The organism is Streptomyces sp. NPDC059201 (genome assembly GCF_042754585.1).
Taxonomy (GTDB): domain Bacteria; phylum Actinomycetota; class Actinomycetes; order Streptomycetales; family Streptomycetaceae; genus Streptomyces.
The window spans coordinates 349861-373708 of the sequence record NZ_JBHZBB010000001.1 but is presented as its reverse complement, the minus strand read 5'-3'; the positions used below and the strand labels follow the sequence as shown (position 1 = coordinate 373708).

Annotated in this window: 23 protein-coding genes and 1 pseudogene; 14 read left to right on the top strand and 10 right to left on the bottom strand. The window is 71.1% G+C overall.

Annotation, left to right across the window (positions count from 1 at the left end):
• The first annotated feature begins 106 nt into the window (after window positions 1–106).
• The 3 genes from ACFXMG_RS01705 to ACFXMG_RS01695 all read left to right on the top strand — a co-directional run bounded on the left by ACFXMG_RS01705 (window position 107) and on the right by ACFXMG_RS01695 (window position 2332).
• Window positions 107–931 (top strand): hypothetical protein, encoded by an 825-nt coding sequence (locus ACFXMG_RS01705; RefSeq protein WP_383813736.1) that lies wholly within the window; start codon window positions 107–109, stop codon window positions 929–931.
• 183 nt (window positions 932–1114) lie between these two features.
• A complete protein-coding gene (locus ACFXMG_RS01700; protein ID WP_383813734.1) occupies window positions 1115–1864 on the top strand; it encodes a 2OG-Fe(II) oxygenase in 750 nt (249 codons plus the stop codon).
• Between the two features lie 36 nt (window positions 1865–1900).
• Window positions 1901–2332: a hypothetical protein gene (locus ACFXMG_RS01695; RefSeq protein WP_383813732.1), complete on the top strand. Its 432-nt coding sequence runs from the start codon at window positions 1901–1903 to the stop codon at window positions 2330–2332.
• Window positions 2333–2361: 29 nt separating this feature from the next.
• On the opposite strand, the gene ACFXMG_RS01690 is transcribed toward ACFXMG_RS01695, so the two are convergent.
• On the bottom strand, window positions 2362–2994 hold the full coding sequence (locus ACFXMG_RS01690; RefSeq protein ID WP_383813730.1) for a translation initiation factor IF-2: 633 nt from the start codon (window positions 2992–2994) through the stop codon (window positions 2362–2364).
• A 374-nt stretch (window positions 2995–3368) separates the two neighbouring features.
• Here ACFXMG_RS01690 and ACFXMG_RS01685 point away from each other — a divergent pair, with 374 nt between their 5' ends.
• From ACFXMG_RS01685 to ACFXMG_RS01670, 4 genes and pseudogenes are all read left to right on the top strand, one after another.
• The gene (locus tag ACFXMG_RS01685) at window positions 3369–5093 is read left to right on the top strand and encodes an FG-GAP repeat domain-containing protein (RefSeq protein ID WP_383813728.1); all 1725 of its coding nucleotides are present in this window, start codon (window positions 3369–3371) and stop codon (window positions 5091–5093) included.
• A 191-nt stretch (window positions 5094–5284) separates the two neighbouring features.
• Window positions 5285–5503: pseudogene (locus tag ACFXMG_RS01680) on the top strand (GNAT family N-acetyltransferase); the annotation flags it as partial.
• Window positions 5504–5575: 72 nt separating this feature from the next.
• A complete protein-coding gene (locus tag ACFXMG_RS01675) occupies window positions 5576–6043 on the top strand; it encodes a hypothetical protein (RefSeq protein WP_383813726.1) in 468 nt (155 codons plus the stop codon).
• Window positions 6044–6244: 201 nt separating this feature from the next.
• Window positions 6245–7087 carry an oxaloacetate decarboxylase gene (locus ACFXMG_RS01670; protein ID WP_383813724.1) on the top strand — a complete coding sequence of 281 codons (843 nt, stop codon included), beginning with the start codon at window positions 6245–6247 and terminating at the stop codon, window positions 7085–7087.
• Window positions 7088–7115: 28 nt separating this feature from the next.
• On the opposite strand, the gene ACFXMG_RS01665 is transcribed toward ACFXMG_RS01670, so the two are convergent.
• The 5 genes from ACFXMG_RS01665 to ACFXMG_RS01645 all read right to left on the bottom strand — a co-directional run bounded on the left by ACFXMG_RS01665 (window position 7116) and on the right by ACFXMG_RS01645 (window position 14053).
• Window positions 7116–8675 carry a serine/threonine-protein kinase gene (locus ACFXMG_RS01665; protein ID WP_383813722.1) on the bottom strand — a complete coding sequence of 520 codons (1560 nt, stop codon included), beginning with the start codon at window positions 8673–8675 and terminating at the stop codon, window positions 7116–7118.
• A gap of 172 nt (window positions 8676–8847) precedes the next feature.
• A complete protein-coding gene (locus ACFXMG_RS01660) occupies window positions 8848–10218 on the bottom strand; it encodes an FG-GAP-like repeat-containing protein (protein ID WP_383813720.1) in 1371 nt (456 codons plus the stop codon).
• Between the two features lie 146 nt (window positions 10219–10364).
• On the bottom strand, window positions 10365–11411 hold the full coding sequence (locus ACFXMG_RS01655; protein ID WP_383813719.1) for a LuxR C-terminal-related transcriptional regulator: 1047 nt from the start codon (window positions 11409–11411) through the stop codon (window positions 10365–10367).
• A gap of 40 nt (window positions 11412–11451) precedes the next feature.
• Window positions 11452–12894, bottom strand: a complete 1443-nt coding sequence (atpD, locus tag ACFXMG_RS01650) for a F0F1 ATP synthase subunit beta (protein WP_383813717.1) — start codon at window positions 12892–12894, stop codon at window positions 11452–11454.
• A gap of 259 nt (window positions 12895–13153) precedes the next feature.
• A complete protein-coding gene (locus ACFXMG_RS01645) occupies window positions 13154–14053 on the bottom strand; it encodes a LysR family transcriptional regulator (protein WP_383813715.1) in 900 nt (299 codons plus the stop codon).
• Window positions 14054–14193: 140 nt separating this feature from the next.
• On the opposite strand from ACFXMG_RS01645, the gene ACFXMG_RS01640 reads away from it, so the two are divergent.
• Window positions 14194–14943 (top strand): SURF1 family protein, encoded by a 750-nt coding sequence (locus ACFXMG_RS01640; protein ID WP_383813713.1) that lies wholly within the window; start codon window positions 14194–14196, stop codon window positions 14941–14943.
• A 41-nt stretch (window positions 14944–14984) separates the two neighbouring features.
• Here ACFXMG_RS01640 and ACFXMG_RS01635 read toward each other — a convergent pair whose 3' ends face one another.
• Window positions 14985–15464, bottom strand: coding sequence for a GNAT family N-acetyltransferase (locus ACFXMG_RS01635; protein ID WP_383813711.1), 480 nt, complete (start codon window positions 15462–15464; stop codon window positions 14985–14987).
• A gap of 156 nt (window positions 15465–15620) precedes the next feature.
• On the opposite strand from ACFXMG_RS01635, the gene ACFXMG_RS01630 reads away from it, so the two are divergent.
• Together ACFXMG_RS01630 and ACFXMG_RS01625 are read left to right on the top strand one after the other, a co-directional pair.
• A complete protein-coding gene (locus ACFXMG_RS01630; protein WP_383813709.1) occupies window positions 15621–16040 on the top strand; it encodes a DUF6578 domain-containing protein in 420 nt (139 codons plus the stop codon).
• Window positions 16041–16297: 257 nt separating this feature from the next.
• Window positions 16298–16939: an SMI1/KNR4 family protein gene (locus ACFXMG_RS01625; protein ID WP_383813707.1), complete on the top strand. Its 642-nt coding sequence runs from the start codon at window positions 16298–16300 to the stop codon at window positions 16937–16939.
• Between the two features lie 57 nt (window positions 16940–16996).
• Here ACFXMG_RS01625 and ACFXMG_RS01620 read toward each other — a convergent pair whose 3' ends face one another.
• The 3 genes from ACFXMG_RS01620 to ACFXMG_RS01610 all read right to left on the bottom strand — a co-directional run bounded on the left by ACFXMG_RS01620 (window position 16997) and on the right by ACFXMG_RS01610 (window position 19995).
• The gene (locus ACFXMG_RS01620) at window positions 16997–17884 is read right to left on the bottom strand and encodes a D-alanyl-D-alanine carboxypeptidase family protein (protein WP_383813963.1); all 888 of its coding nucleotides are present in this window, start codon (window positions 17882–17884) and stop codon (window positions 16997–16999) included.
• Between the two features lie 108 nt (window positions 17885–17992).
• Window positions 17993–19342 (bottom strand): sensor histidine kinase, encoded by a 1350-nt coding sequence (locus tag ACFXMG_RS01615; protein ID WP_383813705.1) that lies wholly within the window; start codon window positions 19340–19342, stop codon window positions 17993–17995.
• Window positions 19339–19995 carry a response regulator transcription factor gene (locus ACFXMG_RS01610; protein WP_383813703.1) on the bottom strand — a complete coding sequence of 219 codons (657 nt, stop codon included), beginning with the start codon at window positions 19993–19995 and terminating at the stop codon, window positions 19339–19341. The genes ACFXMG_RS01615 and ACFXMG_RS01610 overlap by 4 nt, the downstream gene beginning before the upstream one ends.
• A gap of 196 nt (window positions 19996–20191) precedes the next feature.
• Here ACFXMG_RS01610 and ACFXMG_RS01605 point away from each other — a divergent pair, with 196 nt between their 5' ends.
• From ACFXMG_RS01605 to ACFXMG_RS01590, 4 genes are read left to right on the top strand one after another with little or no spacing between them, the layout of a single operon-like run.
• On the top strand, window positions 20192–20719 hold the full coding sequence (locus ACFXMG_RS01605; RefSeq protein WP_383813701.1) for a hypothetical protein: 528 nt from the start codon (window positions 20192–20194) through the stop codon (window positions 20717–20719).
• Between the two features lie 2 nt (window positions 20720–20721).
• A complete protein-coding gene (locus ACFXMG_RS01600; RefSeq protein WP_383813699.1) occupies window positions 20722–21909 on the top strand; it encodes a peptidoglycan-binding protein in 1188 nt (395 codons plus the stop codon).
• Window positions 21906–22610, top strand: a complete 705-nt coding sequence (locus ACFXMG_RS01595; RefSeq protein WP_383813698.1) for an ABC transporter ATP-binding protein — start codon at window positions 21906–21908, stop codon at window positions 22608–22610. Before ACFXMG_RS01600 ends, ACFXMG_RS01595 begins: the two co-directional genes overlap by 4 nt.
• On the top strand, window positions 22607–23803 hold the full coding sequence (locus ACFXMG_RS01590; RefSeq protein WP_383813696.1) for an ABC transporter permease: 1197 nt from the start codon (window positions 22607–22609) through the stop codon (window positions 23801–23803). Before ACFXMG_RS01595 ends, ACFXMG_RS01590 begins: the two co-directional genes overlap by 4 nt.
• Window positions 23804–23848: the final 45 nt, after the last annotated feature.

Genomic DNA, 23848 nt, shown 5'->3' with positions numbered 1-23848 from the left:
CCGACCGTTCGACGCAGGTCCACCCGGCCGCCCCGTCACGCCTTCGCCCGTCCTCCCCGGTGGGCAGGGCATGCGGGGACGTCCACCGACCCGACCCCTCCAGGCCATGACCCTCACCTCGCTCATCACCGTCGTGGCGATCGTCACGGCCCTCGCAGTCGGCCTGCTGGCCAACAACCACCGCCGTCGGCGCCACGTCGGCGACGGCGACGACGACGGCGAGGCGTCCGTCAGCGACCTGGTCAGCCCTCTGGAGACACTCGCCGTCCTCCTGGTCGCCTTCGTCATCGTCGTCGCGGCCGAGTCGTACGGCTCCGCCTCCGCGGCCGTAGAGGCCGAGGCCGGCCGGGTCGACCAGCTCTACGAAGTGGCCGACTACGCCCCGGAGCCACAGCGCGAACGCCTCCAGGCCGCCGCCGTCTGCTACTCACGGGCCATCGGTTCCGCGGAGTGGCCTCTCATGGCCGAGGGCGGCTCGAAGTCGCCGGTCGCTTCCGCGTGGTCCACCGACTTCCGCCGGCACTTCAAGGAGCTCGCCCACAAGGAGGACGCCACCTTCCCCCTCCTCGTCGAAGCCGACGACGAACGCTCCAAGGCCCGGCAGACCCGGATCTCGGAGGCGAGCCCCGCCATCCCCTCGTTCGTCTACTGGTTCATGGTCGTGGCCCTGGCCGCCACCGTCGGCGCCTTCGCCTTCGGCCTGCCCCGCAACCGGGGCCCCTCGCACATCGTCCTGCTGAGCGTGCTGGCGGTGCTGTTCACCGGTTCCCTGCTGCTGATCGAGGACATCGACAGCCCCTTCTCCGGCCGGATCCGCGTCACGGGCGACGTGATGCAGGAGGCCGCGCAGGACATCGCCGAGGACTTCGCCACCGACCACCCCGCGAGCACCCTGCCGTGCGACGCGAACGGCAGACGTACCACGACCTGACCGTCTGAACCGTCGGAGCCGTCTGAACCGTCTGAACCGTCTGAATCATCTGAACCGTTTGATCCGGCCGATCGAGCCACCTTCGCTCCCGGAACTCGACGTCGGAAAGGTGCCAGCGCCCCGCCCGCCCGACGCCGAGCATGGAAGCCAAGAACACGGCAGGCGCACCACTGAAGGAAACCCATGAACGCACCGAACCCCAACCCACTCGGCACACCCGTGGCGCCACCGTGGCGGGCGCGGGTCGAGGACACGGACTGGCAGGCCCTGGCCGATGAACTCGACACGCACGGCTGCGCACTGACACAGCCCCTCCTCACCCCGGCCGAGTGCCGCGACCTCACTTCCCTCTACGAGGACGCCGAGCGCTTCCGTACCACCATCGACATGGCTCGCTACCGCTTCGGATCGGGCCAGTACCGCTACTTCACCCACGATCTCCCCGCACCCGTGGCCGCCCTGCGCACCGCTCTCTACCCCCGGCTGCTCACCATCGCCCGCGCGTGGGCGGAACGGCTGGGCCGTCCGGCCCCATGGCCGGACTCCCTCGACGAGTGGATCGCGAGGTGCCACTCGGCCGGACAGGACCGCTCAGCGCAGATTCTGCTGCGCTACGAGGAGGGGGACTGGAACGCCCTGCACCGCGACCTCTTCGGCGACATGGTCTTCCCGATGCAGGTCGTGATCGGTCTCGACTCCTACGGTTCCGACTACACAGGCGGCGAGTTCCTCCTCGTGGAGCAGCGCCCGCGCGCCCAGTCGCGGGGCACCACCGTCCCGCTGCCCCAAGGTCATGGCCTGGTCTTCACCACCCGCGACCGCCCCGTACGCACCCGACGGGGCTGGTCCGCCGGAGCCGTACGCCACGGCGTGAGCACGGTCCGCGGCGGCCGACGCCACGCCCTCGGTCTCGTCTTCCACGACGCGGCCTGACCCGGTGCACACAAGTACGCGCGACCAGGAGGAACGGTGACGCGCACGTCCCCCCTGATCCCCGCTGCCGAAGCGGCCGCCTACGCCGCACTCCCGCCGCCCGCGCCCCACACGCCCGCCGAACTCGCCGCCCTCATCCGCCTGGTGGCCCGCTCCGGACACCACACGGTCACCATCGGCCACAGCCGCGACAGCGCCTCCGTCGCGGCGGCGGGGGCCTTCGCCGCCGCGTGGCAGTCCCGGGGTGGCCAGGTCCTGGACACGGTCGACTGGCCCGAGCACGCCGCGTCCTGGCTCCGTCCGGCCCGCCGCCTGACGGCCCGTACCCCCGACGCCTGGGTGATCGCCGCAAGCCCCCTGGGCTGGGCCCAGATGAGCAGCCGCCTCCTCCACAGCACCACCTGGACCCCGAACCGCACGTTCTCCTTCACCGGCACCACCGCCCAAGGCACCGCGTGTGAGATCTGACCGTCTCCGGCTTCCCGGCCGCAGCGACCTCACCGCTGGGGGTTCAGGGCGCTGTCGAGGGTGCAACCGCCTCCGCCGAGCATCCGCGTTGCCCGGGGCGGCGCCCAGACCTCGGTGGCGCCGGGGGCCACGCGGACGAGGAGGCAGTCCTGGTCTCGGAAGGCGTCGGCCGGCAGGAGCAGGAGGACGCCCACTCGGCCGCCGTCGGCCCTCGTCTCGGTGAGGATCGCGGGATCCAGCTGGAGGGAGGCGATACCGCGGCGTACCTCGTGCTCATCCACCTCGCCTCCCTCTGGTACCCGGGGGAGTTCCGCGTGGATCTCCTTGCCCGGCAGATGGGGAGGTCGGGACAGCCGGTCGAAGACCAACGGCGGACCGTCCGGGCATTCCACCGGCTGGGGAGCCGCGTCGCGGTCGGCTCGGTGATACACCCGCACAGCGAAGCAGGGATACACCCTGTACTGCTTGGAGGAGAGCCATCCGTCGTTGACCGAGCCGTACGTGCGCAGCACCAGATGGACGCCGTCCCCGTCGTACGTCGAGGTCCCCGTCACCCGCAGCACGGTCACCCCGTCGATGAGGGAGGCAGAGCGTCCGACCTCCTCCGCCGTGCGCGTGTCCTGGTTGTGCGACAGCAGCTGCCGGTTTGCCTTCGTGGCCACCTCCCGGGCCATGGCCGTCGCCCGGTCCTCGGAGGACGGCAGCAGCCCGCAGCCGGCAGCCAGCAGCAGCAGCGGGGCGAGTCAAGGTAATCGACGCATGCCGCCACCTTGGTCGAGCGGTGTTCGGAAGGCAACCGCCCACGTGCGCGAACCGGGCCGGGCCACCGGCCGAGTGTCAGATCCACCGGACCCGGTGGATCCGGTGGATCTGACAGACTCCGAAACTCGCTTGTTCTCGTGATCATTGCTGGGAGTACACTCCGCCTACACATCCGGGGGGGTGTCCGCCCTCTGCACGTGCCCGTTTCCGTGGCCGTGCGGAGGCGCTGTGGACCCCCGTTCCGGTCCTTTCATTTTTCCCCAGGGGGGGATCTTTGCGTTTCGCGTTCTCCGGGCGTGCCAGCCACGTCACCACTTGCACCGCGCTCGCCCTCTCCGCCGGCATGCTGCTGGCGTCGCCCGCCGTTGCCGACTCGGCTCCCTGGCCCGTGCTGGAGCGGCCGCTGACCGAGACCTCGGCGATGCCGACGCTCGACGAGTCGGCGCTGGACGGCACGGCAGGTATGGCCGCCACGGCCCGTGCCGCCGCGGCCACGGCCGTCCCGAAGCCCCGTTTCGACGTGACCGGCGACGGCAAGACCGACCTGATCCATCGCACGCGGAACGGCTTCACCTTCGTCCCGCCGTCCGCGGGCGGGGAGCACATCGAGTTCAAGACCGCCGGCACGACCAGCGACCTCGACCTCGTCCCGCTCGGCGACCTGAACGGCACGGGCAAGCCCGAGGTGCTCTCGGTCTCCGCGAACGGCTCGCTGCGGCTGTACGCGGACGCCTCCATTTCCACCGGCACGCACCGATGGACGGGCTACGGCTGGAACATCTACAACAAGGTGTTCTCGCCCGGTGACGTCGACGGCGACGGCAGGGCCGACGTCATGGCCCGCCAGTACAACGGTGAGCTCTACTTCTACCGTTCGACCGGTTCGGTGACGGCGCCCTTCTCCGGCCGTGTCAAGGTGGGCCCGGGCTGGGGCGTGTACGACCAGCTCGTGGGTCTCGGCGACAACGACGGCGACGGCAAGGGCGACCTGCTCGCCCGCACCCCGTCCGGCAAGGTGTACTTCTACGGCAGCACCGGCAACACGCGGGCGCCGTTCAAGCGGGCCAAGTCGCTCGCCACCGGCTGGCACGTCTACAACCAGGTCGTCGCCGTCGACGACCGCAACCGCGACGGCCGCGCCGACGTGTTCGCACGCGACCTGAACGGCACCCTGTGGGCCTACTACGGCCGCGGCAACGGTACGTTCACGGCGCGGGCGCAGACCGGCACCGGCTGGACCCGGGTGGAGCAGTTCGGCGGGGCGGGCAACATCCCCTCCATCGGCAAGACCCTGTTCTTCGGCCGCGACAAGGCCGGAACCCTCTTCTGGCACCGCGGCCTGAACAACGGCAAGCTCGCCGCCCGCGAGCAGATGAGCGAGACCGGAGGCTGGGCGGGCGCGGACATCACGCTCGCGTACGCGCTGGACGGCAACACGATCCCGGACCTCCTGTTCGTCTACCGGGGCCACCTGATCAACACCTCGAACAAGCGCGACATCGGCGGCGGCTGGCAGGTCTACAACCAGCTCGTCGGCCCCGGCGACCTGAGCGGCGACGGCAAGTCGGACCTCCTGGCCCGTGACAAGTCCGGCGTCCTGTACCTGTACCAGGGCAACGGCGCCGGTACGGGCTTCGCCTCCCGCATCCGGGTCGGCGACGGCTGGAGCGCGTACAACCAGATCCTCGGCGCGGGTGACTACACCGGCGACGGCCGCGCCGACGTCCTGGCCCGCGACCGCTCCGGCAACCTGTTCCTCTACCGTGGTACGGGCTCCGCCAGGGCCCCGTTCGCGGGCCGGCTGAACCTCGGGGGCGGCTGGGGCTCGTACACCAAGCTGGTGGCGCCGGGCGACATCAGCGGCGACGGCCGCGCCGACCTGCTCGCGGTGAACGCGGCGGGCGACCTGTACCGCTACGTGGGCACGGGCACCAACTCGGCGCTCAGCTCCCGCGTGAAGATCGGCTCCGGCTACCAGACGTACGGCAACCTGTACTAGGCAGCTAGGCAGCTAGGCAGCTAGGCAGCTAGGCGGCAGAGCCGATGGGCGCCCCGCACCGGAGTCCAGGTGCGGGGCGCCCCGCTTCAACGCCGTCGCCGTCGCCGCCGCCACGGCACGTATCACCGAGACCGCCGGGACGCTGGCGCGTACCGGGCGTCGCTTCTCCTGGTGGGTGGGGCCCGCCTCGACACCACGGCATCTACAACATCTCCACCCTGGCCGCCCACCGCCGACGCGGCTACGGCGGTGCCATCACCCTCGCGGCACTTCGTACGGCCCGCGACGGTGACCACCGCGTCGCGGTCCTCCAGGCATCGGCCGAGGGCGAGCCCGTCTACCGGCGCCTGGGCTTCCGCCCCTGCGGCCAGTTCACCGAACACGCCATCAACTCCTCCGTGCGAAAATAGGCACTTGTTCTACGGGGGGTAAGGGACCTTCGTGCGTGGCGATTTGGGAGAACTGTGCGCAAGGTGACGTGGGTGGCCGCGGCCACTGGTGTGGTGCTGCTCGTGGCGGGGTGTGGCGGCGAGGGCGGCTCTTCGTCCGGGGGTTCGGGCTCGAAGGGCGTGAAGCTGGACGCGGCCACGGTGACGAAGGAAATCGACACGGCCGCGACGAAGGCCGGGTTCACGAAGGACCCGTCGATCGACACGGTGGAGCCCGAGCTCAGGGCGTGCATGGTCAACTGGGCGGCGGACGACCCCGGCGAGGCCGCCGATCCGCACAAGTCCTTCGCGGACGCGATCGCGGCCCTGGTCAAGGCCGGCTGGACCGAGGAGAAGAGCACCCGGAAGGGCGACACCGAAATGAAGATCCTGGCGAAGGGCGACTGGAAGATCAGGTCCGCGTCCGACCTGGGCGCCGGAATCAAGGCCGTGGTGTTCGCCGGCTCCAGCGAGTCCAAGGAGTGCGCCGAGCTCTTCATCGCCGAACTGGGCAAGAGCTAGGCATCCTGACGGCCGGCGGAGAACCTAGCCGCCGGACCCGCCGGACCCGTCGAGCCGACAGGACGTTTCAAGCTGCCTGTGCCGCCGACTTCTCCATCTTGCCCGACGCTGCTGCAGAGACCAGGATGGGCGCGACCAGTTGGCGAACCGCCCGGCCGCCGGGCACGGGATGAGGTTGCGTTGTCGGATCGTGGCGGGTCCTTGAGGAGTCTGCTGGGGAGCGGGGAGATCGTCCTGGCGCCGGGTGCGGCGGACACGCTCACCGCGCGTCTCGTGGAGGCGGCGGGCTTTCCCGCGGTGTACATGACGGGGTTCGGTGCGACGGCCAGCCGTCTGGGCATGCCGGACATCGGACTGCTCACCCAGACGGAGATGACCGAGCAGGCGCGGAACATGACGCGCGCGGTGTCGATCCCCGTCGTCGCGGACGCCGACACCGGGTACGGCGGACCGGGCAACATCGACCGCACCGTGCGCGAACACCTCCAGGCCGGGGTGGCGGCGATCCACCTGGAGGATCAGGCCATGCCTAAACGCTGCGGACAGACCGGGGGCGTACGGCTCCTGGACGCGGAGAGGGGCGTCCGACGCCTCAAGTGCGCCCTCCAGGCGCGCGGGACGGGCGACCTGCTCATCATCGGCCGCACCGACGCCCTGCCCGTGGAGGGCGTCACGGAGGCGGTCCGCCGCGCCCACCTGTACCAGGACGCGGGCGCCGACCTGGTCTTCGTCGACGGCATCAAGACCATCAAGGACCTGGAAGCGGTGGCCGCCGCGGTCGACGGACCCAAGGTGGTGTCCATCGTGGACGGCAACGAGACCACCGCGCTCACGGCCAAGGACCTCCAGGACCTGGGGTTCTCCCTCGCCTTCTACGCGCTGACCGCCCTGTTCACCGCCACCCGCGCCGTCGCGGACGCCCTGACCCACCTCCGGGCGGCCGGCACCCCCGCCGGAGGCCCGCCGCAGCACACCTACGCGGAGTTCACCCAGATCGTCGGCGCCGACTTCCACCAGGACCTCGACGACCGCTTCGGCGACTGACACGCGGCGCCCGGCGCCTTCCGCGCGCTCACCTCTTCTCCACGGTGAAGGTGGTGCAGTTGTCCGATGCCGTGCCGTCCGTGTTGGTGACGGATCCCGTGATCCTCCGCGGCGACTTCCCGGTGACCTCCGCGGAGAGGCCGGCCATGCCGTAGCCCTCCGGCTGCTGGAGCCACCGTTCGCCGTAGAGCCTCATGTGCGTGCCGGCGTAGGTCCCCCGCATGGCGAAGGAACCCCGGGAGATGTCGGCATTGGTGGGTACGGGGTAGAAGTCGAAGGTGGCGGTGAGGGCTTCGGCGTCCTGGGAGATGGTGAGGGTGAGTCCCGTCTCGCCTTGGGTGCAGTGGTAGCTGCCGCGCCACTCGCCGACCAGGGGTGAGGGCTCCTCCGGCGCCGGCTCGGTCGAGGGGGCCGTCACTTGTTGGGTCGGACGGGGCGACGTGATGTCGGGTCCGGCTCCGGAGGGCGTAGAACCGTCGCCGGCGTTGGCCGCGATGACTCCCGCCGTGACCGCCGTGACCGCCGCGAGAGCGGCGACGATGATCCATGGAAGGGACTTGACGCCCTGGCCGCGACGGTTCGTGGTGGTCGCGCCGGGACGGAAAGGTGCCTGCGGGGGTGGAGGAATGGGGACACCATGCGCGGCTGCCGTCTGGGTCGGTGCGGCATGGAGATCGAGGGCCGGACGGGGACCCATCGTGGTCGTGACGGCGGTGGGTGGGATCGGGGCACGTCCGGCGCCGGGGGCGGCCTCCTCCCCGTCCAGGTTGAGCAGATGCTCGGCCTTGCGGGCGATCGCGGAGGCGACCGGAGCCGGCAGCCAGTCAGCTCCGCCGCTCGGCCGTGCGGCTTCCGCTCGGGCTCGCAGCGCTGCCGGGGAGGGCCTGTGTTCCGGGGACTTCGCCAGACACTCCCGTACGACGACGGCGAAGGCGTCCGGCAGGCCGCTCAGGTCGGGGTCGTGATGAACGATCCGATAGAGCAGATCCGGCGCGGTACCGCTGCCGAACGCTCCTCGTCCGGTCGCCGCGTGGACGAGTACGGCTCCGAGCGAGAAGACGTCGCCGGCCGCGCTCACCTCCCGGCCTTCGGCCTGCTCCGGCGACATGTACCCGGGCGAACCGACCACGAGTCCGGTCCCGGTCAGAGCGGCCCCGTCGGCGGCGCGCGCGATCCCGAAGTCGATCAGCAGGGGGCGGTCCAGGGACAGCAGGACGTTCGAAGGCTTCAGGTCCCGGTGGATGATCCCGCCGGCGTGCACCACCTCAAGGGCCTCGGCCAGTCCTGACAGGAGCCGCCACAGGGACGCCTCGGGCAGTGGCCCGTGCCGGTGCACGGCCTCGGCGAGGGAGGGGCCGGGTACGTAGGCGGAGGCCAACCACGGAACCGCGGCGTCGGGGTCGGCGGCCACCACCGGCACGGTGCCCGTCCCCGAGACGGCCCGTGAGGCCCGTACCTCCCGGGCGAACCGCTCCCGGAAGCCCGGCAGCCCGAGCAGCCCGGCATGCACCAGCTTCACGGCCACCGTCCGGCCCCCGGGCGAACGCCCCAGGTACACCCGGCCCATCCCGCCCTCGCCCAGGCGCATCAGCAGGCGGTACGGCCCTACCTGCCTCGGATCGTCGCCAGTCAACGGCTCCACCCAACACCCCCCACAGGACAGACACTTGGACTGATCTCACCATCGTGCCACGCCTGACGGGGCATGCGTTCGAGGGCGGAACGCCGGCCGTGTGGAACTCGTACAGCTGCCGCTATCGTCAGGCGATCGCGGTGAACGCCTTCCAGCCGCTGCCGATCTTGACGCCCGCCTGGAAGCCGCCGGTGCCGGTGCCCTTGTAGAGGTAGAGGTCGCCCGCCGCGTTGCGGGCGAGCAGGTCCGCCTTGCGGTCACCGTTGTAGTCGCCCGGGGCGAGGAGGGTGGTGAAGCCGTTCCAGCCGGTGCCGACCTTCGTCCGGCCGCTCTGGAAGCCACCCGTACCGCTGCCCTTGTAGAGGTACAGCTCCCCCGTGGTGGTACGGGCCAGGAGGTCCGGCTTGCCGTCTCCGCTGAGGTCACCCGCGCCGACGACGGCGGTGAAGCCGTTCCAGCCGGTGCCTACCTTCGTACGGCCGCTCTGGAAGCCACCCGTACCGCTGCCCTTGTAGAGGTACAGCTCGCCCGCCGAGGTACGGGCCAGCACGTCAGGCTTTCCGTCACCCGTGAAGTCGCCGGGCGTCACGACGGCGGTGAAGCCGCCCCAGCCGGTGCCGATCTTGACGCCTGCCTGGAAGCCGCCGGCTCCGTTCCCCCTGTAGAGGTAGAGGGCGCCCGCCGCGTTGCGGGCCAGCAGGTCGGCCTTGCGGTCGCCGCTGAAGTCCCCAGGCGTCAGGAGGGTGTTGAAGGCGTTCCAGCCATTGCCGATCTTGGTACGGCCGCTCTGGAAGCCGCCGGTTCCGCTGCCCTTGTACAGGTACAGCTCGCCGGTCGAGGTACGGGCCAGCACGTCCGCCTTCCCGTCGCCGCTGAAGTCGTGGCCGGAGACGGCCGGGTTCGGCGTGGGCTGGCCGCAGTTGGTGCTCTTGATCGGGGCACGGCCGGTCGTGTGCCGCCACGGCGCGCCGTCGAAGTACGCCTGGACGATCCTCGTGCCGTCGTACTGGTCGTAGTGCAGGTGGTGCGCGCCGGGGGAGCCGACGTCGCCGACCTTGCCGACGATCGTCCCGGCGGTGACCTTCGTGCCCTTGCGGATCAGGGTGTTGGTCTGCATGTGCAGGTAGCGGGTCTTCCACCCGCCGCCGTGATCGATCTCGACGGCGGAGACGCCGTCGCTGTACAGGCCGGACCGGATGACCGTACCGGCGGCACTCGCCCGTACCGCCTTGCCCTTGTCCTGGGATCCGGTGCCCCAGTTGAAGTCGATCGAGTCGGGATCCGAGTGGTGCCGGCCGTTCGTGCCCACCCACGTCTCGTTGCAGCTGAACGGGGCCTTGAACAGGGGCCGCGGGGTCGTCGCGGCCTGCGCCGGGGCGGAGAACGCCGCCGTCAGCGCCCCGCTCGCCGTGAGGGTGGCGAGGCTGAGTGCGGTGAGCCTGCGCGAGGGCTTGAGCGTGGCCTTGCCGGGGCGTGCCGGGGAAACGATGCGAGACATGGCATCTCCAGTCCGGTGAGTGAGTGATCGAGTGATCGAGTGATCGAGGAGCGGCCGAGGTGGCGAGCATCCGGGCCGCGGGATTCACGTTATGAACCCTGACCAGCGACTTCAACGATCTGTTGAGTCCAGTGGCGGACGTGGCACTACGAGGACAGGGACGCCGTCCCGTGACGCTCCCTCGACTCTCCGTAGTCGAGCCACCCTCGCTCCGCCGCGTGCACGGCCAGCTGGAAGCGGGACTCCACGCCGAGCCGGGCGGTGATGTCGGAGATCATCCGGCGGACGGTCCGCGTGGAGACGCCGAAGCGGCGCGCGACCGTCTCGTCCTTGGCGCCTTCCGCCAACAGGCGCAGAATCTCGCGCTGTTGAGGCGTCGGGCCGTCGCCCGCGTCGGCAGGCGTGACGTCCACGGGCCGGCCCTCGCGCCAGTGGCGGTCGAAGAGGTCGCTCCCGATCGCCATCGGTCCCGGGGCCCCGAACCGCACCATCCCCCTCCGGTGTTCCCCGGGATCGAGAGCCCAGAGCCCGTACGTCCGGTCGACGAGGAACAGCCAGGCCGGTATCGCCGCGGTCGTCCGGACTTCGGCGCCCTGGCTCGCGATCCAGCGCGTCCCGTCCCACAACGCCGGGTTGGCCCGCACCGATTCCAGCGCCACGATCCTGATCCGTACGCCACGCTCGGCGCCCGCTGCCGCGAGCTGCCACAACGGCTCGAAGCCCTCGGCCCCGGAGCTGTCCAGGCCCGGCGCCAGGCCGGCACCGGCCAGGACGTCCACCCGGCACCGGGCCTGCGCGGCCATCTGCCTCAGGCAGTCCCATGCCTCCTCCCAGCCCACCACGATCGCGGAGTCCTCACCGAAGCCGCAGGGAGCTCCACCGAAGCTGGCCGACAGCTCGGCCACATGTGCCTTCGACGCCTCCACGGCATGCGTACGGGCTGCCGCCTCGGCTTCGGCCCGGGCCACGAGCGGTGCCAGACCCACTACGGGATGCACCGCCCGCCACCCGCCCTGCTCGTCTCCGGACCGCCGGACCAGGCCCAGCACGAGCAGCCGTGACAACGCCGTCCTCACGCCGTCGGGGGCCGCACCGGCGCACACGCCCAACTCGTCCACCGTGGCCTGCGGTCGGGCCAGAAGCCCCCGGTAGACGGCTGTGGACAGGTCGTCCACCCCCAGAGCGGCCAGCATCACGTTTCCCTTCACACACGAGTCTCGGCGAGCCGGGGGCTCAGGAGACGCCGAGCGCCTTGGCGTTGGCCTTGAGGTCGTCCATGCCACCGCACAGGAAGAATGCCTGCTCCGGGAAGTGGTCGTACGCGCCGTCGGCGATCGCGTTGAACGCGGCGATGGACTCGTCGAGCGGGACGTCCGAACCGTCCACGCCGGTGAACTGCTTGGCCACGTGGGTGTTCTGCGACAGGAAGCGCTCGACACGGCGGGCGCGGTGGACCACGAGCTTGTCCTCCTCGCTGAGCTCGTCCATGCCGAGGATCGCGATGATGCTCTGGAGGTCGGCGTACTTCTGAAGGATGCCTTTGACACGCATGGCGGTGTCGTAGTGGTCCTGCGCGATGTAGCGCGGGTCCAGGATCCGGGATGTTGAGTCCAGCGGGTCCACGGCCGGGTAGATGCCCTTCTCGGAGATCGGTCGGGACAGGACCGTCGTCGCGTCGAGGTGGGCGAAGGTGGTCGCGGGCGCCGGGTCGGTGAGGTCGTCGGCGGGGACGTAGATCGCCTGCATCGAGGTGATCGAGTGTCCACGCGTGGAAGTGATGCGCTCCTGGAGGAGGCCCATCTCGTCGGCCAGGTTGGGCTGATAGCCCACCGCGGAGGGCAGGCGGCCGAGCAGCGTCGACACCTCTGAGCCCGCCTGGGTGAAGCGGAAGATGTTGTCGATGAAGAACAGCACGTCCTGCTTCTGCACATCGCGGAAGTACTCCGCCATGGTCAGGCCGGTCAGCGCGACGCGCAGCCGGGTGCCCGGGGGTTCGTCCATCTGGCCGAAGACCAGGGCGGTCTTGTCGAGGACACCCGATTCGGTCATCTCCGCGATGAGGTCGTTGCCCTCACGGGTTCGCTCACCGACACCGGCGAAGACCGACACGCCGTCGTGGTTGTTGGCCACGCGGTAGATCATCTCCTGGATCAGCACGGTCTTGCCGACGCCGGCACCACCGAACAGACCGATCTTCCCGCCCTTGACGTACGGCGTGAGGAGGTCGATGACCTTGACTCCGGTCTCGAACATCTCGGTCTTCGACTCGAGTTGGTCGAATGCCGGGGCCTTGCGGTGGATCGCCCAGCGCTCGGATATCTCGGCGTTCGCCTCGGGCTTGTTCAGGATCTCGCCGAGGGCGTTGAACACCTTGCCCTTCGTGATCTCGCCGACGGGGACCGTGATGCCGGTGCCCGTGTTGGCCACCGGCGCCTGGCGGACCAGGCCGTCGGTCGGCTGCATGGAGATGCAGCGCACGCGCCCGTCGCCGAGGTGCTGGGCGACTTCGAGGGTCAGCGTCTTGAGCTTGCCGTTCTCGGCGGGGTCGGCCACCTCGACGGTCAGCGCGTTGTAGATGTCAGGCATCGCGTCGACGGGGAACTCCACGTCGACGACGGGGCCGATGACCTGGGTGATACGGCCGGTGGCGGCGGTCGTCCCCACGGTGGTCGTCATTACTCGTCACTCCTTGCCCTCGCGTCGGCCGGTGCCGCGGCGCCGGCGCGATCTCGCTGAGGTCCCCGCAGCGGCCGGAACGGCGCCCCGCCCAACGGACGGACGGACGCTCCCATTTCATCGGTCGACGAGGACGTGTCATCCGGTTCGGCGCGCTCACGCACGCCGAACTCGGTACGTGCCCACTGAAACCGAGGGCGTACGGGACTGTCCACGCGGCGATCCCGGAGGCTCGTACGGTGTCACCGCGCGGCGCAGGTCAGCGGATCGACAGGGCGGCGGCCACGTCCGCCATGATCTCCGTCACGGCAGGGGCACCGGAGCCGACCGACGCCGTGTCCGTGCCGGGACCCGCCCACACCAAGGCGTGGCGCAATCGTGGGGCAGACCCCAGGGGCCGCCACACCAGGCCCGGCCCGTCCGCCTGCGAGGTGACCGGGCGCAGCGCCACCAGCCGCCGGGCGGCCAGGAGTTCGGCGGTGAACAGTGCCCGCCGGGGCGGACGGGCTCGCAGCGTCGGCCACCAGCCGGCGGCGCGGCAGACGGCCAGGACGTCGTCGTGATAGCCGGGCGCGAGCTCCCGGGGGAACCACAGCAGTTCCTGGTCGGCCAGGTCCGGCCAGGCCACCTCGGAGCGCTCCGCCAGCGGATGGCCGTCGGCCATGAGGACCCCGAGCGGTACGTCGCTGACCAGAGCCGTACGCATGCCGCGGGCGTCGATGGGCAGACAGACCAAGCCCACCTCCAGCGAGCCGACACGCACGGCGTCCAACTGTTCGGCGGTGGAGGCGTCCACCGGTTCGGCCGCGATGCCCGCGCCCCGCAGCGCGTCCCAGACGCGGGCGACGAGCTCGTGCGGGCTGCCCGGGGTGACCCCCACCCGCCAGCGGCGCGCAGCGCCCGCCGACTGCTCGACGGCGCGCCGCGCCACACCGGCCGCGGAGACGACCGCATGGGCATGCGGCGCGAGAGCCTGGCCCGCCGCCGTCGGCACCATCCCCGAGGGAGTACGGCGGAACAACGGCACGCCCATCTCCCGCTCCAGCGCCATGATCTGCTCGCTCAGCGCGGAGGACCCCATGCCGAGCGCCTGGGCGGCCCTGGTGAGGTTACGCTCCTTGAACACCGCTCCGAAGTACCGCAACTGTCTCAACTCCATGCCCACTTCACCTCACGCTCCCTCTCTGTGCAGGTCGCGTCGACTCTAGGAAGCCGCGGCGCCGGCACGTCGCCCGGGGCAGGCGACCTGATCATGAGTGCGCCGGCAGAGGGCCGAAGACCGTCTCGTATCGTGAGCGTATGTACCGGTTTCTGCTCGCCCCTCGTTGGTGGGGGCTCAACACACTGCTCTTACTCGGCATCCCCTTCTGCCTGTTGATGGGCATGTGGCAGGTCGAACGGTTCGAGGACCGCATCGACGCCCACCGGGGCGCGCAGCGCCCGCCGGCTGCCGCCGGCCAGGACGCCCGGCCGCTGGACCAGCTCCTGCCCGTCAGCAAGCAGACCGTCGGACGCATGGTCACGGTCCGCGGGCGGCACACCGAGCAGTTCGTGGTACCGGACCGCTACATGAACGGCGAGAAGGGGCACTTCGTGCTCTCCATCCTGCGCGCGGACAGCGGCAGGGCCATTCCCGTGGTCCGCGGCTGGCGCCCAGGAGACGCGGACCACGCCGCCCTCCCGCCCGCCCCGACGGGAGCCGCCCTGGTCACCGGGGTTCTCCAGGCTTCCGAGGTCGCCGGATCGCGAGGCGTCGGCACCACCACCGCACTCCCGCATGGTCAGTTGGGCCTGATCAGCGCCGCAGTACTGGTCAATCTCGTGCCGCACGACATGGACGACGCCTGGATCTCAGAGTCCGCTCCAGGAGAAGGACTCACGGCAGTCCCGGTGAACGTGCCGCAGAACACCGGTCTCGATCGCAAGGCGTTCGTCAGCCTCGGCTATTCGCTGCAATGGTTCAGCTTCATCGGCTTCGCACTCTGGATGTGGTTCCGGTTCTTCCGCCGGGAGACGGAAGCGATCAGGGACGGCGCTGTAACTCGGTGATGGACGGGCACCCTGCCTGACCGGCTGACCGGCCGGAGCTGTCACAGGACGCGGTGGAGGATGTGGAGGCCGACCGGGCCGTGGACGGGATGGGCATAGGCGCGCGGAACGGTGCCCACGATGGTGAAGCCCAAGGACTCCCACAACCGAAGCGCCGGATTGGTCTCCACGACGGCGTTGAACACCATGGCCGTGTAGCCGTCCCGGCGCGCCTCGATCAGCACATGCTCGGCCAGGAGCCGGCCGATCCCCCGCCCCGCGCGGGACGGGGCGACCATGAACCCGGCGTTGGCCACGTGCCGCGCCGGCCCTCCGTAGTTGGCCCGGACATAGGCCGAGGCGACCACCTCGCCCGCCTCCTCCACGACGAACACCCGGGACCCGGGCGCCATCCACAGCGCGCGTGCGGTGTCCTCGTCCGCGGAAGGGTCCCAGGCATAGGTGTCCCCCGCCCCGACGATCTCGCGCCAGAACGGCCAGATACTCGACCAGTCCTCCGGACACGCATCCCTGATCAACACCCTCGTCCCTCCGTGGGTTGCACGCGCAGACCGCAGCCACTGAAACCGAGGACGAGCGAACCTGTCCACACCGCGACACCGGACGCCCGTCCGCCTCCACCGCGCACTCCAGGTCAGCTGGTCAGCCGACGAGCGTCCCCGGGTGGACAATGAGGCATGACGTGGACGGTTTGGGTCGACGACTGGCAGATGCAGTGCTGCGGAGAGAGCTTCGCGCCAGGGGATGTGGTCGCGTGGAGGCTGCTGGAGGCCGATCCGGAGGACTACGCCGACATCGTCGGTAGCGAGCGTGCGGAGGAGATCGACTTCCGCGAGGAGCATCACGGGGAGGGGGAGGGGCGCGCGCCTACCTCGGTGGAGGTGGTGTCGATCACCGAGGTCCACTGCCGCTACGGCGTACCTCCAGGCGCCAAGGAGAGGGTGAACCACCCCGTTCCGGGCACGACCGTACTGGTTCCGGTCAAGGAGGCGGACGGCTGGGCGAAGGCCAGGCCGGACGTCAGCTTCACGGGCTACCTGGTGACGGTCCGAGCCGGGGCAGACGGGCCGGAAGGCGCGGTCGCCCGCGCTCGCTGAGGGAGCCGGCGGTACCGTCTCCTCGTGGAGCTGTCCCCGCACCCGTGGGGATGGTCCCTACGACGACACGCCGGCACCTGTGTGGCGGTGATGCTCCCCGCATCAGCGGGGATGGTCCCATCTTCGTGGTCGCGGTTCTTCAGAACCTGGCCTGCTCTCTGCCGGTGCAGAGATGGCCCCTTCGCGCTCGCCGGCCAACGCTCCGGCGTCGCCCTGCTCCCCGCACCTGCGGGGATGCTCGGTGCGAGAATCCAGAGGTGTCTGAGGAGGAGTTGTCGCGCTGGTATCGGGGCCGCCTTGTCGTGGGTCCGTTCAGGCCGTTCGAGGCCCGTGAGCTTGAAGATCTCGAACGGGAGATCGGCCTGCCTCTGCCGCCGCCATATCGGTCCTTTCTGGCGGAAGCGGGCGGCTCTGGCTTCCCGTACTCGGTTCGTGTGCCGGCGTGTGAACCGGAGCCGTTCCAGAGTTTCGACGACCTCTACCAGCTCGGCCGTGACGACGAGGGCGCATACGGCTGGGGCACCTTGCTCGGCGAATACCGCCGCAGCCGTGACGGGTGGCTCGCCGGCGAGGTCTCGCCGGCCGGCCTGCTTCCGATCGCCCGGAACGGCGGCAGCGACACGTTGTTCCTGGACCTGAGCCCGGCCACCCACGGCCGGCTCCTTGCCTTCGTGCGGGGCATCCCTCACCCCGGATACCTGTCGAACAGTGTCTTTACCAAGGTCGCTGACGACTTCGACGCCTACCTCGACAGCCTCGTCGTCGACCCGGACCTCGCGCAGGACACCTGGGCCGACGTCGCAGGCGGCGACTCCACCGATCCCTGGCGGCGGACCGTCGAGCAATGGCTGGACAAGGAACTGCCGGGCTGGCGTGGCGAGCCGTGGGCGATGGCCTGAGTGCGCGCTGCACGGCTACATGGCGGCGGGCACCAGAGGGGTGCCCGCCGTTGTTGGTTACTTCGTGAAGCCGTAGTCCAGGAGCTTCTTGACGTCGGCGGCGCGGTTCGTCTCGCTCGGGGCGGCGAGGACCGTGCCTATGACGGTCTTGTTGTTGCGGGTGGCGGCGAAGACGAGGCAGTACTTGGCCTGCTGGCCGGAACCGGTCTTCACGCCGATCGCGCCGCTGTAGGTGCTCAGCAGCTTGTTCGTGTTGGTCCACGCCATGTTGCGGTAGCCACCGGTCCTGGTGGTCACCTTCTGCGTCGTGGACTTGGTCTTGACGATGGTGCGGAACGTCGCGTTCTTCATCGCGCTGCTCGCGATCTTCGTCAGGTCGCGCGGGGTCGAGTAGTTCGACCCGTTGCTGATCCCGTCGAACGAGTCGAAGTGCGTGTTCCGCAGGCCTATCTTCCTGGCCTCTTCGTTCATCTTGCCGATGAACGACTTGACCCGGGCCGCCCGCGTGGAGCCCGTACCGAACTTGTCGGCCAGCGCGTACGCGGCGTCGCAGCCCGACGGCAGCATGAGGCCGTAGAGCAGCTGCCGGACCGTCACCTTGTCCCCGACGATCAGGCGAGCCGAGGACGCGTTCTTCGAGACGATGTAGTCGCTGTACGCCTTCTGGATCGTGACCTTCGCGTCGAGGTTGAGGCCCCGCTGGGCCAGCACCACCTTCGCGGTCATGATCTTGGTGGTGGAGCCGGTCGCCCGGCGGGTGTCCGCGGCCTTCCCGTACAGCGTCGCGGAGGTCCCGTTGTTCATGACGAACGCGCCCGGGGCGGTGATGGCCGGGGCGGGCCGCGTCGCGGCCTGCGCCTGGCTCGCGGAGAAGCCGCCGGCCAGCACGGCGGTGGTGGTGACGACGACCGTCACGGCACGGCGTACGCGCAGTGGCGTAGATATCAAAGTGTTCTGTCCTCGATAGGAGTTGTCGTTGCCGACGAGGTCCGTACGGTCCTCGCGCACAGTAGATGCGCGAGCGGGCCGAATGGATGCACGGAAGGCGGTGATTCACCTCGCATTCCCGCGCTGCGGGGACATGGCAGGGCGCGGGAGGTCGATGCGGACCGTGATGCCGCCACCGGGGCGCGGGGTGGCGGTGATCGTGCCGTCGTGGGAGAGCGTGATGGCGCGGACCACGGCCAGCCCGAGACCGAAGCCGTTGCCCGGGCGACCCGCGCCGCGCCGGAAGGGTTCGAAGAGCGCGGGGATGTCCCGCTGTTCCAGGACGGGGCCGCTGTTGGCGACCTCGACGAACGCGCGCCCGCCCTGGATGCCGGTCGCGATCGTCGCCGTACCGCCGCGGTGGTTGTGCCGTACCGCGTTGGCGAGCAGGTTCGACGCCACCTGGGCCAGCAGGGCGGGGTCGCCCGTGACAGGGGCCGGGGCGAGGGCCGTGGTGACGTGGACCTCGGCGGTACGGGCCTCCTCGGCCAGTTCCGCCGCCGCGTCCCGCGCGGCGTCCGCGAGGTCCACCGGGTGCGACGTCCGGGTGCCGCTCTCGCCGCGGGCCAGGGTCAGCAGGGACACGATCAGGCGCTCGGTACGGGCGTTGGCGTCCAAGGCGCGGCGGACCGCCGGTTGCAGGTCGTCGGGGACGCGCCCCTGCGCGAGGGGGATCTCCAGAGCGGTGCGCTGAAGCGTGAGCGGGGTGCGCAGTTCGTGCGAGGCGTGGGCGGTGAACTGCCGCTGCGCGTCGAAACTGCGGTCCAGCCGGTCGAGCATCGCGTCGAACGTGTCGCCGAGCTCGTGGACCTCGTCGTGGGGGCCGGTGAGGTCGAGCCGTTCGTCCAGACTGCTCCCGGTGCTGATGCGGCGGGCCGCCGCGGTCACCTGAGTGAGCCGGTCCAGCGAGCGACGGGCCGCCCACCACGCGAGCAGCGCGGCGAGTGCCGTGAAGACGAGGAGCAGGAACAACGACCGCGTCAGGACCAGAGTGAGGACCCGGTCCTGGAAGTCCTCGAACCCCTCGGCCGGGGTCAGTGGCGCGGCGGGCGTGCCGGGGTCCGAGGGGTCGGCGGGGGCGACGGGGCCGGAGGGCGCGGGGACCGTGGTGGTCCCCGGCACGGCGGGACCGATGGGTGTGCCGGGCGGGACGGGTGTGCCGGGCGGGACGGGTGTGACAGGCACGGTCGCCACGGCGGGGACGACCAGAGACCGGTTGTCCTCGATGAGCTGCTGGGCGCTGAGCCAGTTGAGGAAGACGAGCCCGGCGCCGAGGACCAGGAAGACCAGCGTGGTCATCAGGGTCAGGCGCCCGCGCAGCGGCAGACGGTGCAGCAGCTGATGCGGCAGACGGTGCAGCAGCCGGTACGGAAGAGCGCTGCGGGCAGCCTCGGGCCCGCGCTTCGGTGCCGTCACAGCCGGTACCCGTAACCGGGGGTGTGGCTGATCAGCCGTGGCTCGCCGAGTTTGCGGCGCAGGGCGTGCACCGTGACCCGGACCGCGGTGGTGGCGGGGTCCAGGGCCGGGTCCCAGAGCCGGTCCCTGAGCTCCTCGGTGGTGACGGGTGCACCGTCCGCGGCCAGCAGCAGCTCCAGTACGCCCAGCTCCCTCGGCGTCAGCTTGAGTGGACGCCCGTCGCGCTCGGCGACGCGGCGGACGGTGTCCACACTGACGCCGTGCCGGCTGAGGACGGTGGCGGCGGTGCCGGGGCTGACGCGGCGGGCCAGCGCGCGCAGCCGGGCGACCAGTTCCAGGTACGAGAAGGGCTTGGACATGTAGTCGTCGGCGCCCTGCCCGAGGCCGTCGACCAGGTCGCTCAGGGCTCCGGCGGCGGTGAGCATCAGGATCCGCGCCGGGTATCCGGCGGCGTTCAGCGCCCGGCAGACGGCGTCCCCGCTCAGCTGCGGCAGGTCCCGGTCGAGTACCAGCACGTCGTACGTGGCGGCGGCCGCCATCTCCAGGGCCCGGGCGCCGTCGGGGGCGACGTCGCAGGACATTCCCTCGCCGCGCAGGCCCTCCGCGAGCATCGCGGCCAGTTCTTCCTCGTCCTCCACGATGAGCACGCGCATGTCGTTCTTCTCCGCCTCTCCGGTGCCCTGAGCCGTCGGGTCCAGGCCCCGACCAGGTCAAGGATGCCGCCGGGCACGTGAGCCGCGGGTTAGGCGGACGGTCACGTGTGTCTCACCGGGGGCTCCGTAGAACGGTTCCGATGCCCTGGTCGACAGCGACAGCGGCGTCACCGTCGAGATCAGCGAGGAGCAGAACATGCGCAAGCACGTCGGACGGACGCTCGCGGCGATGACCGCCGTGGCGGCGGCCCTGGTGATGAGCGGTTGTTCCGCGTCACAGGACGCGGCCCCCAAGGTCGCCGGGGACGACGGCTCGGACAGCGGCACGCCGCAGGACGACGCCGCGATCAAGCAGTCCTGGGTGAGCTGCATGCACGCCCAGGGCCAGACCCAGGTCCTCCTCGACAAGGAGGGCAACATCGCCATCCCCGCATCGGGCACCGGTTCCGCCCCCGTCGGCGGCTACGAGGCGGCGGCCAAACTCTGCGACGAGAAGAACCCCGGCATCCACCAGGTCCAGAAGAAGAACAGCAAGAAGTTCGTCGACATGGCACGCGCCTTCGTCGCGTGCGGCCGGAAGAACGGCTACCCGGACATGCCCGACCCCGACCCGGAGGACGGCATCCTCGTCTTCACCGCGCAGCAGTTCGACCCGGCCAAGTGGGACGCCATCCAGCCCGCCTGCGGCCAGCTGCCCATGCCCGGCTACCGGATCGGCTCGTGACCATGTCCCGTACCGAGACGCCCGCCGGGGCACACGCCGAGCCCGGACCCGCCGAGCCCGGAGCCGCCGGACCCGCCCCGCAGGGCAGGCGTCGCAAGCGGCGTCCGACCGTCGTACCGCTCGTCCTCACCGCCGCGATCACCGGCGCGGCGGTCCTGGGCGTGACGCGCCCGTGGGAGGGCCAGGACTCCGCCGCCGCGCCGCCGCCCGTCGCACACGGCACCGTCGTCGTACAGAAGGGGTCGCTGTCCAGCGGCATCCTGATCGCGGGGACGCTCGGGTACGACGAGCCCACGCCCGTGGTCGCCGCAGGCCGCGGCACCGTCACCGCGCTCCCCGCCGTCGGGAGCGTCATCAAGCCCGGTGGGCAGCTGTACGAGGCCGACGGCCGCGCCGTCATCCTCATGCGGGGCACCCGCCCGCTCTGGCGCGACCTGGGACCGCGTACGAGCGACGGCGCCGACGTCGAACAGCTCAAGCGGAACCTGGTCGACCTCGGGTACGCCGACGGGCTAGGCCTGGCCGTGGACGAGAAGTTCACCCGGGGCACCGAGACCGCCGTCAAGCGGTGGCAGAAGGCGCTCGGGGTGAAGCAGACCGGAACGGTCACGCTCGGCAGCGTCGTCATGCTGCCGCAGGCGAGCGTGCGGGTCCAGCAGCTCGGCGTACAGCTCGGCGCGCCGCTCGGGACCACCTCGGTCATGACCGTGAGCGGCACCAGCCTCGTCGCCACCGTACGGCCCGCCGACAACCAGCTGTCCCGCTTCAAGCCCGACGGCAAGGTCGAGATCAGGCTGTCCGACGGCAGCACCATCACCGGACGCGTCCGCTCCCTGATCCGCGGCGGCGCCGGCGGCCCCGGCGGCCAGGACGAAGGCGGCGGCGGTGCCGGGGGCGGCGGGGGCGATCAGCAGAAGACCACCGTCACCATCACGCTGGACGACCAGCGGCGGGCGCGCGAGGCCGGGCCGTCCTCCGTGACGGTCACCGTCGTGGGCGACAGCGTCAGCGACGCCCTCATCGTGCCGGTCACCGCGCTCCTCGCGCTGGACGGCGGTGGCTACGGCGTCAAGGTCGTCGACGGTACGGGCACCCGCCTGGTCAAGGTGCGGCTGGGTCTGATCGCCGACGCCCAGGCCCAGATCTCCGGGGGCGTCGAGCCCGGCGCGCGGGTGGTGATCCCCAAGTGACGCCCGTACTGGAGCTGACCGCCGTCACCAAGGAGTACCCGGGTTCCCCGCCGCTGCGCGTCCTGCACGGCGTCGACCTGACCGTCGAGGCCGGTGAACTCCTCGCCGTGGTCGGCCCGTCCGGCTCCGGCAAGTCGACCCTGCTCGCCCTCCTCGGCTCGCTGGACCGGCCCAGCGACGGACGGCTGCGCTTCGAGGGACGCGACCTGTCGGGCCTGTCGGACGCGGACCTCGCCTCGGTGCGCGCGCACCGGATCGGCTTCGTCTTCCAGCAGTTCTTCCTGCTGCCGGGACTCACGACGGTCGAGAACGTCGCGACCGGCCTCCTCTACAGCGGCGCCCCGGCGGCGCGGCGGCACGCCGCCGCCGTCGAGGCCCTCCACGAGGTGGGCCTCGGCCACCGGCTCGAACATCGCCCCGACCAGCTCTCCGGCGGCGAGAAGCAGCGCGTGGCCATCGCCCGCGCCCTCGTCGGGCGCCCCGCCCTGCTCCTCGCCGACGAACCCACCGGCGCGCTCGACAGCGTCTCCGGCACCGCCGTCGTCGACCTGCTGCGCACCCTGAACGCCCACGGCACCACCGTCGTCGTCATCACCCACGACCGCGAACTCGCCGCCTCCTTCCCCCGCCGCATCGGCATCCGCGACGGCCGCATCGACTTCGACGAACGCGGCCTCCACCCGACGGGAGCCGTCCAGTGACCGCCCGCCCCCGCCGCACGCGGCTGCGCCTGATCGACCTGCTGCGCCTGGGCCTGATCGGTCCCCGCACCCGGAAGACGCGCTCGGCCCTCTCGGCGCTGGGCATCTCCCTCGGCATCGCGGCCGTCGTCGCCGTCACCGGCATCTCCGCCTCGAACCAGGCCCATCTGCTGGCCCGGCTGGATCGGCTCGGCTCGAACCTGATCACCGTCGCCGCCGGGAAGGACGCCTCGCAGCAGCTCGTACCCCTGCCCTCCACGGCGGAGAAGATGCTGGGCAACATCGCCCCGGTGCAGGAGGTCACCGCCGTCGGCGCCACCAAGGCGGAGATCTACCGCAACAACCTGGTGCCCGAGCAGCAGACCGGCAGCCTCTCCGTGCTCGCCGCCCGGCTGAACCTGCTCGACGTCCTGCACGGCTCCCTGCGGAGCGGGACATGGCTGGACCGGGCGAGCGAACGGCTCCCCGTCACCGTGCTCGGCGACCAGGCGGCCCAGCGCCTGGGCGTCACCGCGCCCGGCGAACGGGTCTGGCTGGGCGGCCAGTCGTACGCCGTCGCCGGCATCCTCGCGCCGAACGAACTGGCCCCCGAACTGGACACCGCGGCCCTCGTCGGCTGGCCCCAGGCCACCGCACACCTGGGCGCCGACGGCTCCGCGGCCACGGTCTACCTGCGCGCCTACCCGGAACGCGTGCCCGCCGTCCAGAGCGTCGCCGCGGCCACCGCGAACCCGGCGAGCCCGAGCACCGTCGCCGTCAGCCGCCCCTCCGACCTGCTCCTGGCACGCGACGAGGCCAAGGGCGCCCTCACCGGTCTGGTGCTCTCGTTGGCCGGAGTCGCCCTGCTCGTCGGCGGCGTCGGCATCGCCAACACCATGGTCGTCGGCGTGATGGAGCGCCGCGGCGAGATCGGCCTGAGGCGCGCGCTGGGCGCCCGCGGAGGACAGATCGCCGCCCAGTTCCTCCTGGAGGCAGTACTGATGGGTTTCATCGGCGGCGTAGCGGGCCTGGCCGTGGGCAGCCTCACCGTCTACGCCTACGCCCTGGTCCAAGGCTGGCCGGCCTCGATCCCGTACTACACGCTCGCCGGCGGCCCGGTGGTCTCGGTGCTCGTAGCGGCGGTCGCGGGCATCTACCCGGCCATGCGCGCGGCCAAGGCATCCCCCACGGACGCCCTGCGCTCGGCGGCCTGACGCGCCGCGAGCCCGGGAACCGCAAGAGGGGCGGCGCGACACGCG

Excerpts from the sequence above, each read along its gene's own strand:
- ACFXMG_RS01705 (WP_383813736.1), top strand. The coding sequence starts at position 107 with ATGACCCTCACCTCGCTCATCACCGTCGTGGCGATCGTCACGGCCCTC.
- ACFXMG_RS01700 (WP_383813734.1), top strand. The coding sequence starts at position 1,115 with ATGAACGCACCGAACCCCAACCCACTCGGCACACCCGTGGCGCCACCG.
- ACFXMG_RS01665 (WP_383813722.1), bottom strand. The coding sequence starts at position 8,675 with ATGCGCCTGGGCGAGGGCGGGATGGGCCGGGTGTACCTGGGGCGTTCG.
- ACFXMG_RS01660 (WP_383813720.1), bottom strand. The coding sequence starts at position 10,218 with ATGTCTCGCATCGTTTCCCCGGCACGCCCCGGCAAGGCCACGCTCAAG.
- ACFXMG_RS01655 (WP_383813719.1), bottom strand. The coding sequence starts at position 11,411 with ATGCTGGCCGCTCTGGGGGTGGACGACCTGTCCACAGCCGTCTACCGG.
- atpD (WP_383813717.1), bottom strand. The coding sequence starts at position 12,894 with ATGACGACCACCGTGGGGACGACCGCCGCCACCGGCCGTATCACCCAG.
- ACFXMG_RS01645 (WP_383813715.1), bottom strand. The coding sequence starts at position 14,053 with ATGGAGTTGAGACAGTTGCGGTACTTCGGAGCGGTGTTCAAGGAGCGT.
- ACFXMG_RS01640 (WP_383813713.1), top strand. The coding sequence starts at position 14,194 with ATGTACCGGTTTCTGCTCGCCCCTCGTTGGTGGGGGCTCAACACACTG.
- ACFXMG_RS01630 (WP_383813709.1), top strand. The coding sequence starts at position 15,621 with ATGACGTGGACGGTTTGGGTCGACGACTGGCAGATGCAGTGCTGCGGA.
- ACFXMG_RS01610 (WP_383813703.1), bottom strand. The coding sequence starts at position 19,995 with ATGCGCGTGCTCATCGTGGAGGACGAGGAAGAACTGGCCGCGATGCTC.
- ACFXMG_RS01605 (WP_383813701.1), top strand. The coding sequence starts at position 20,192 with ATGCGCAAGCACGTCGGACGGACGCTCGCGGCGATGACCGCCGTGGCG.
- ACFXMG_RS01600 (WP_383813699.1), top strand. The coding sequence starts at position 20,722 with ATGTCCCGTACCGAGACGCCCGCCGGGGCACACGCCGAGCCCGGACCC.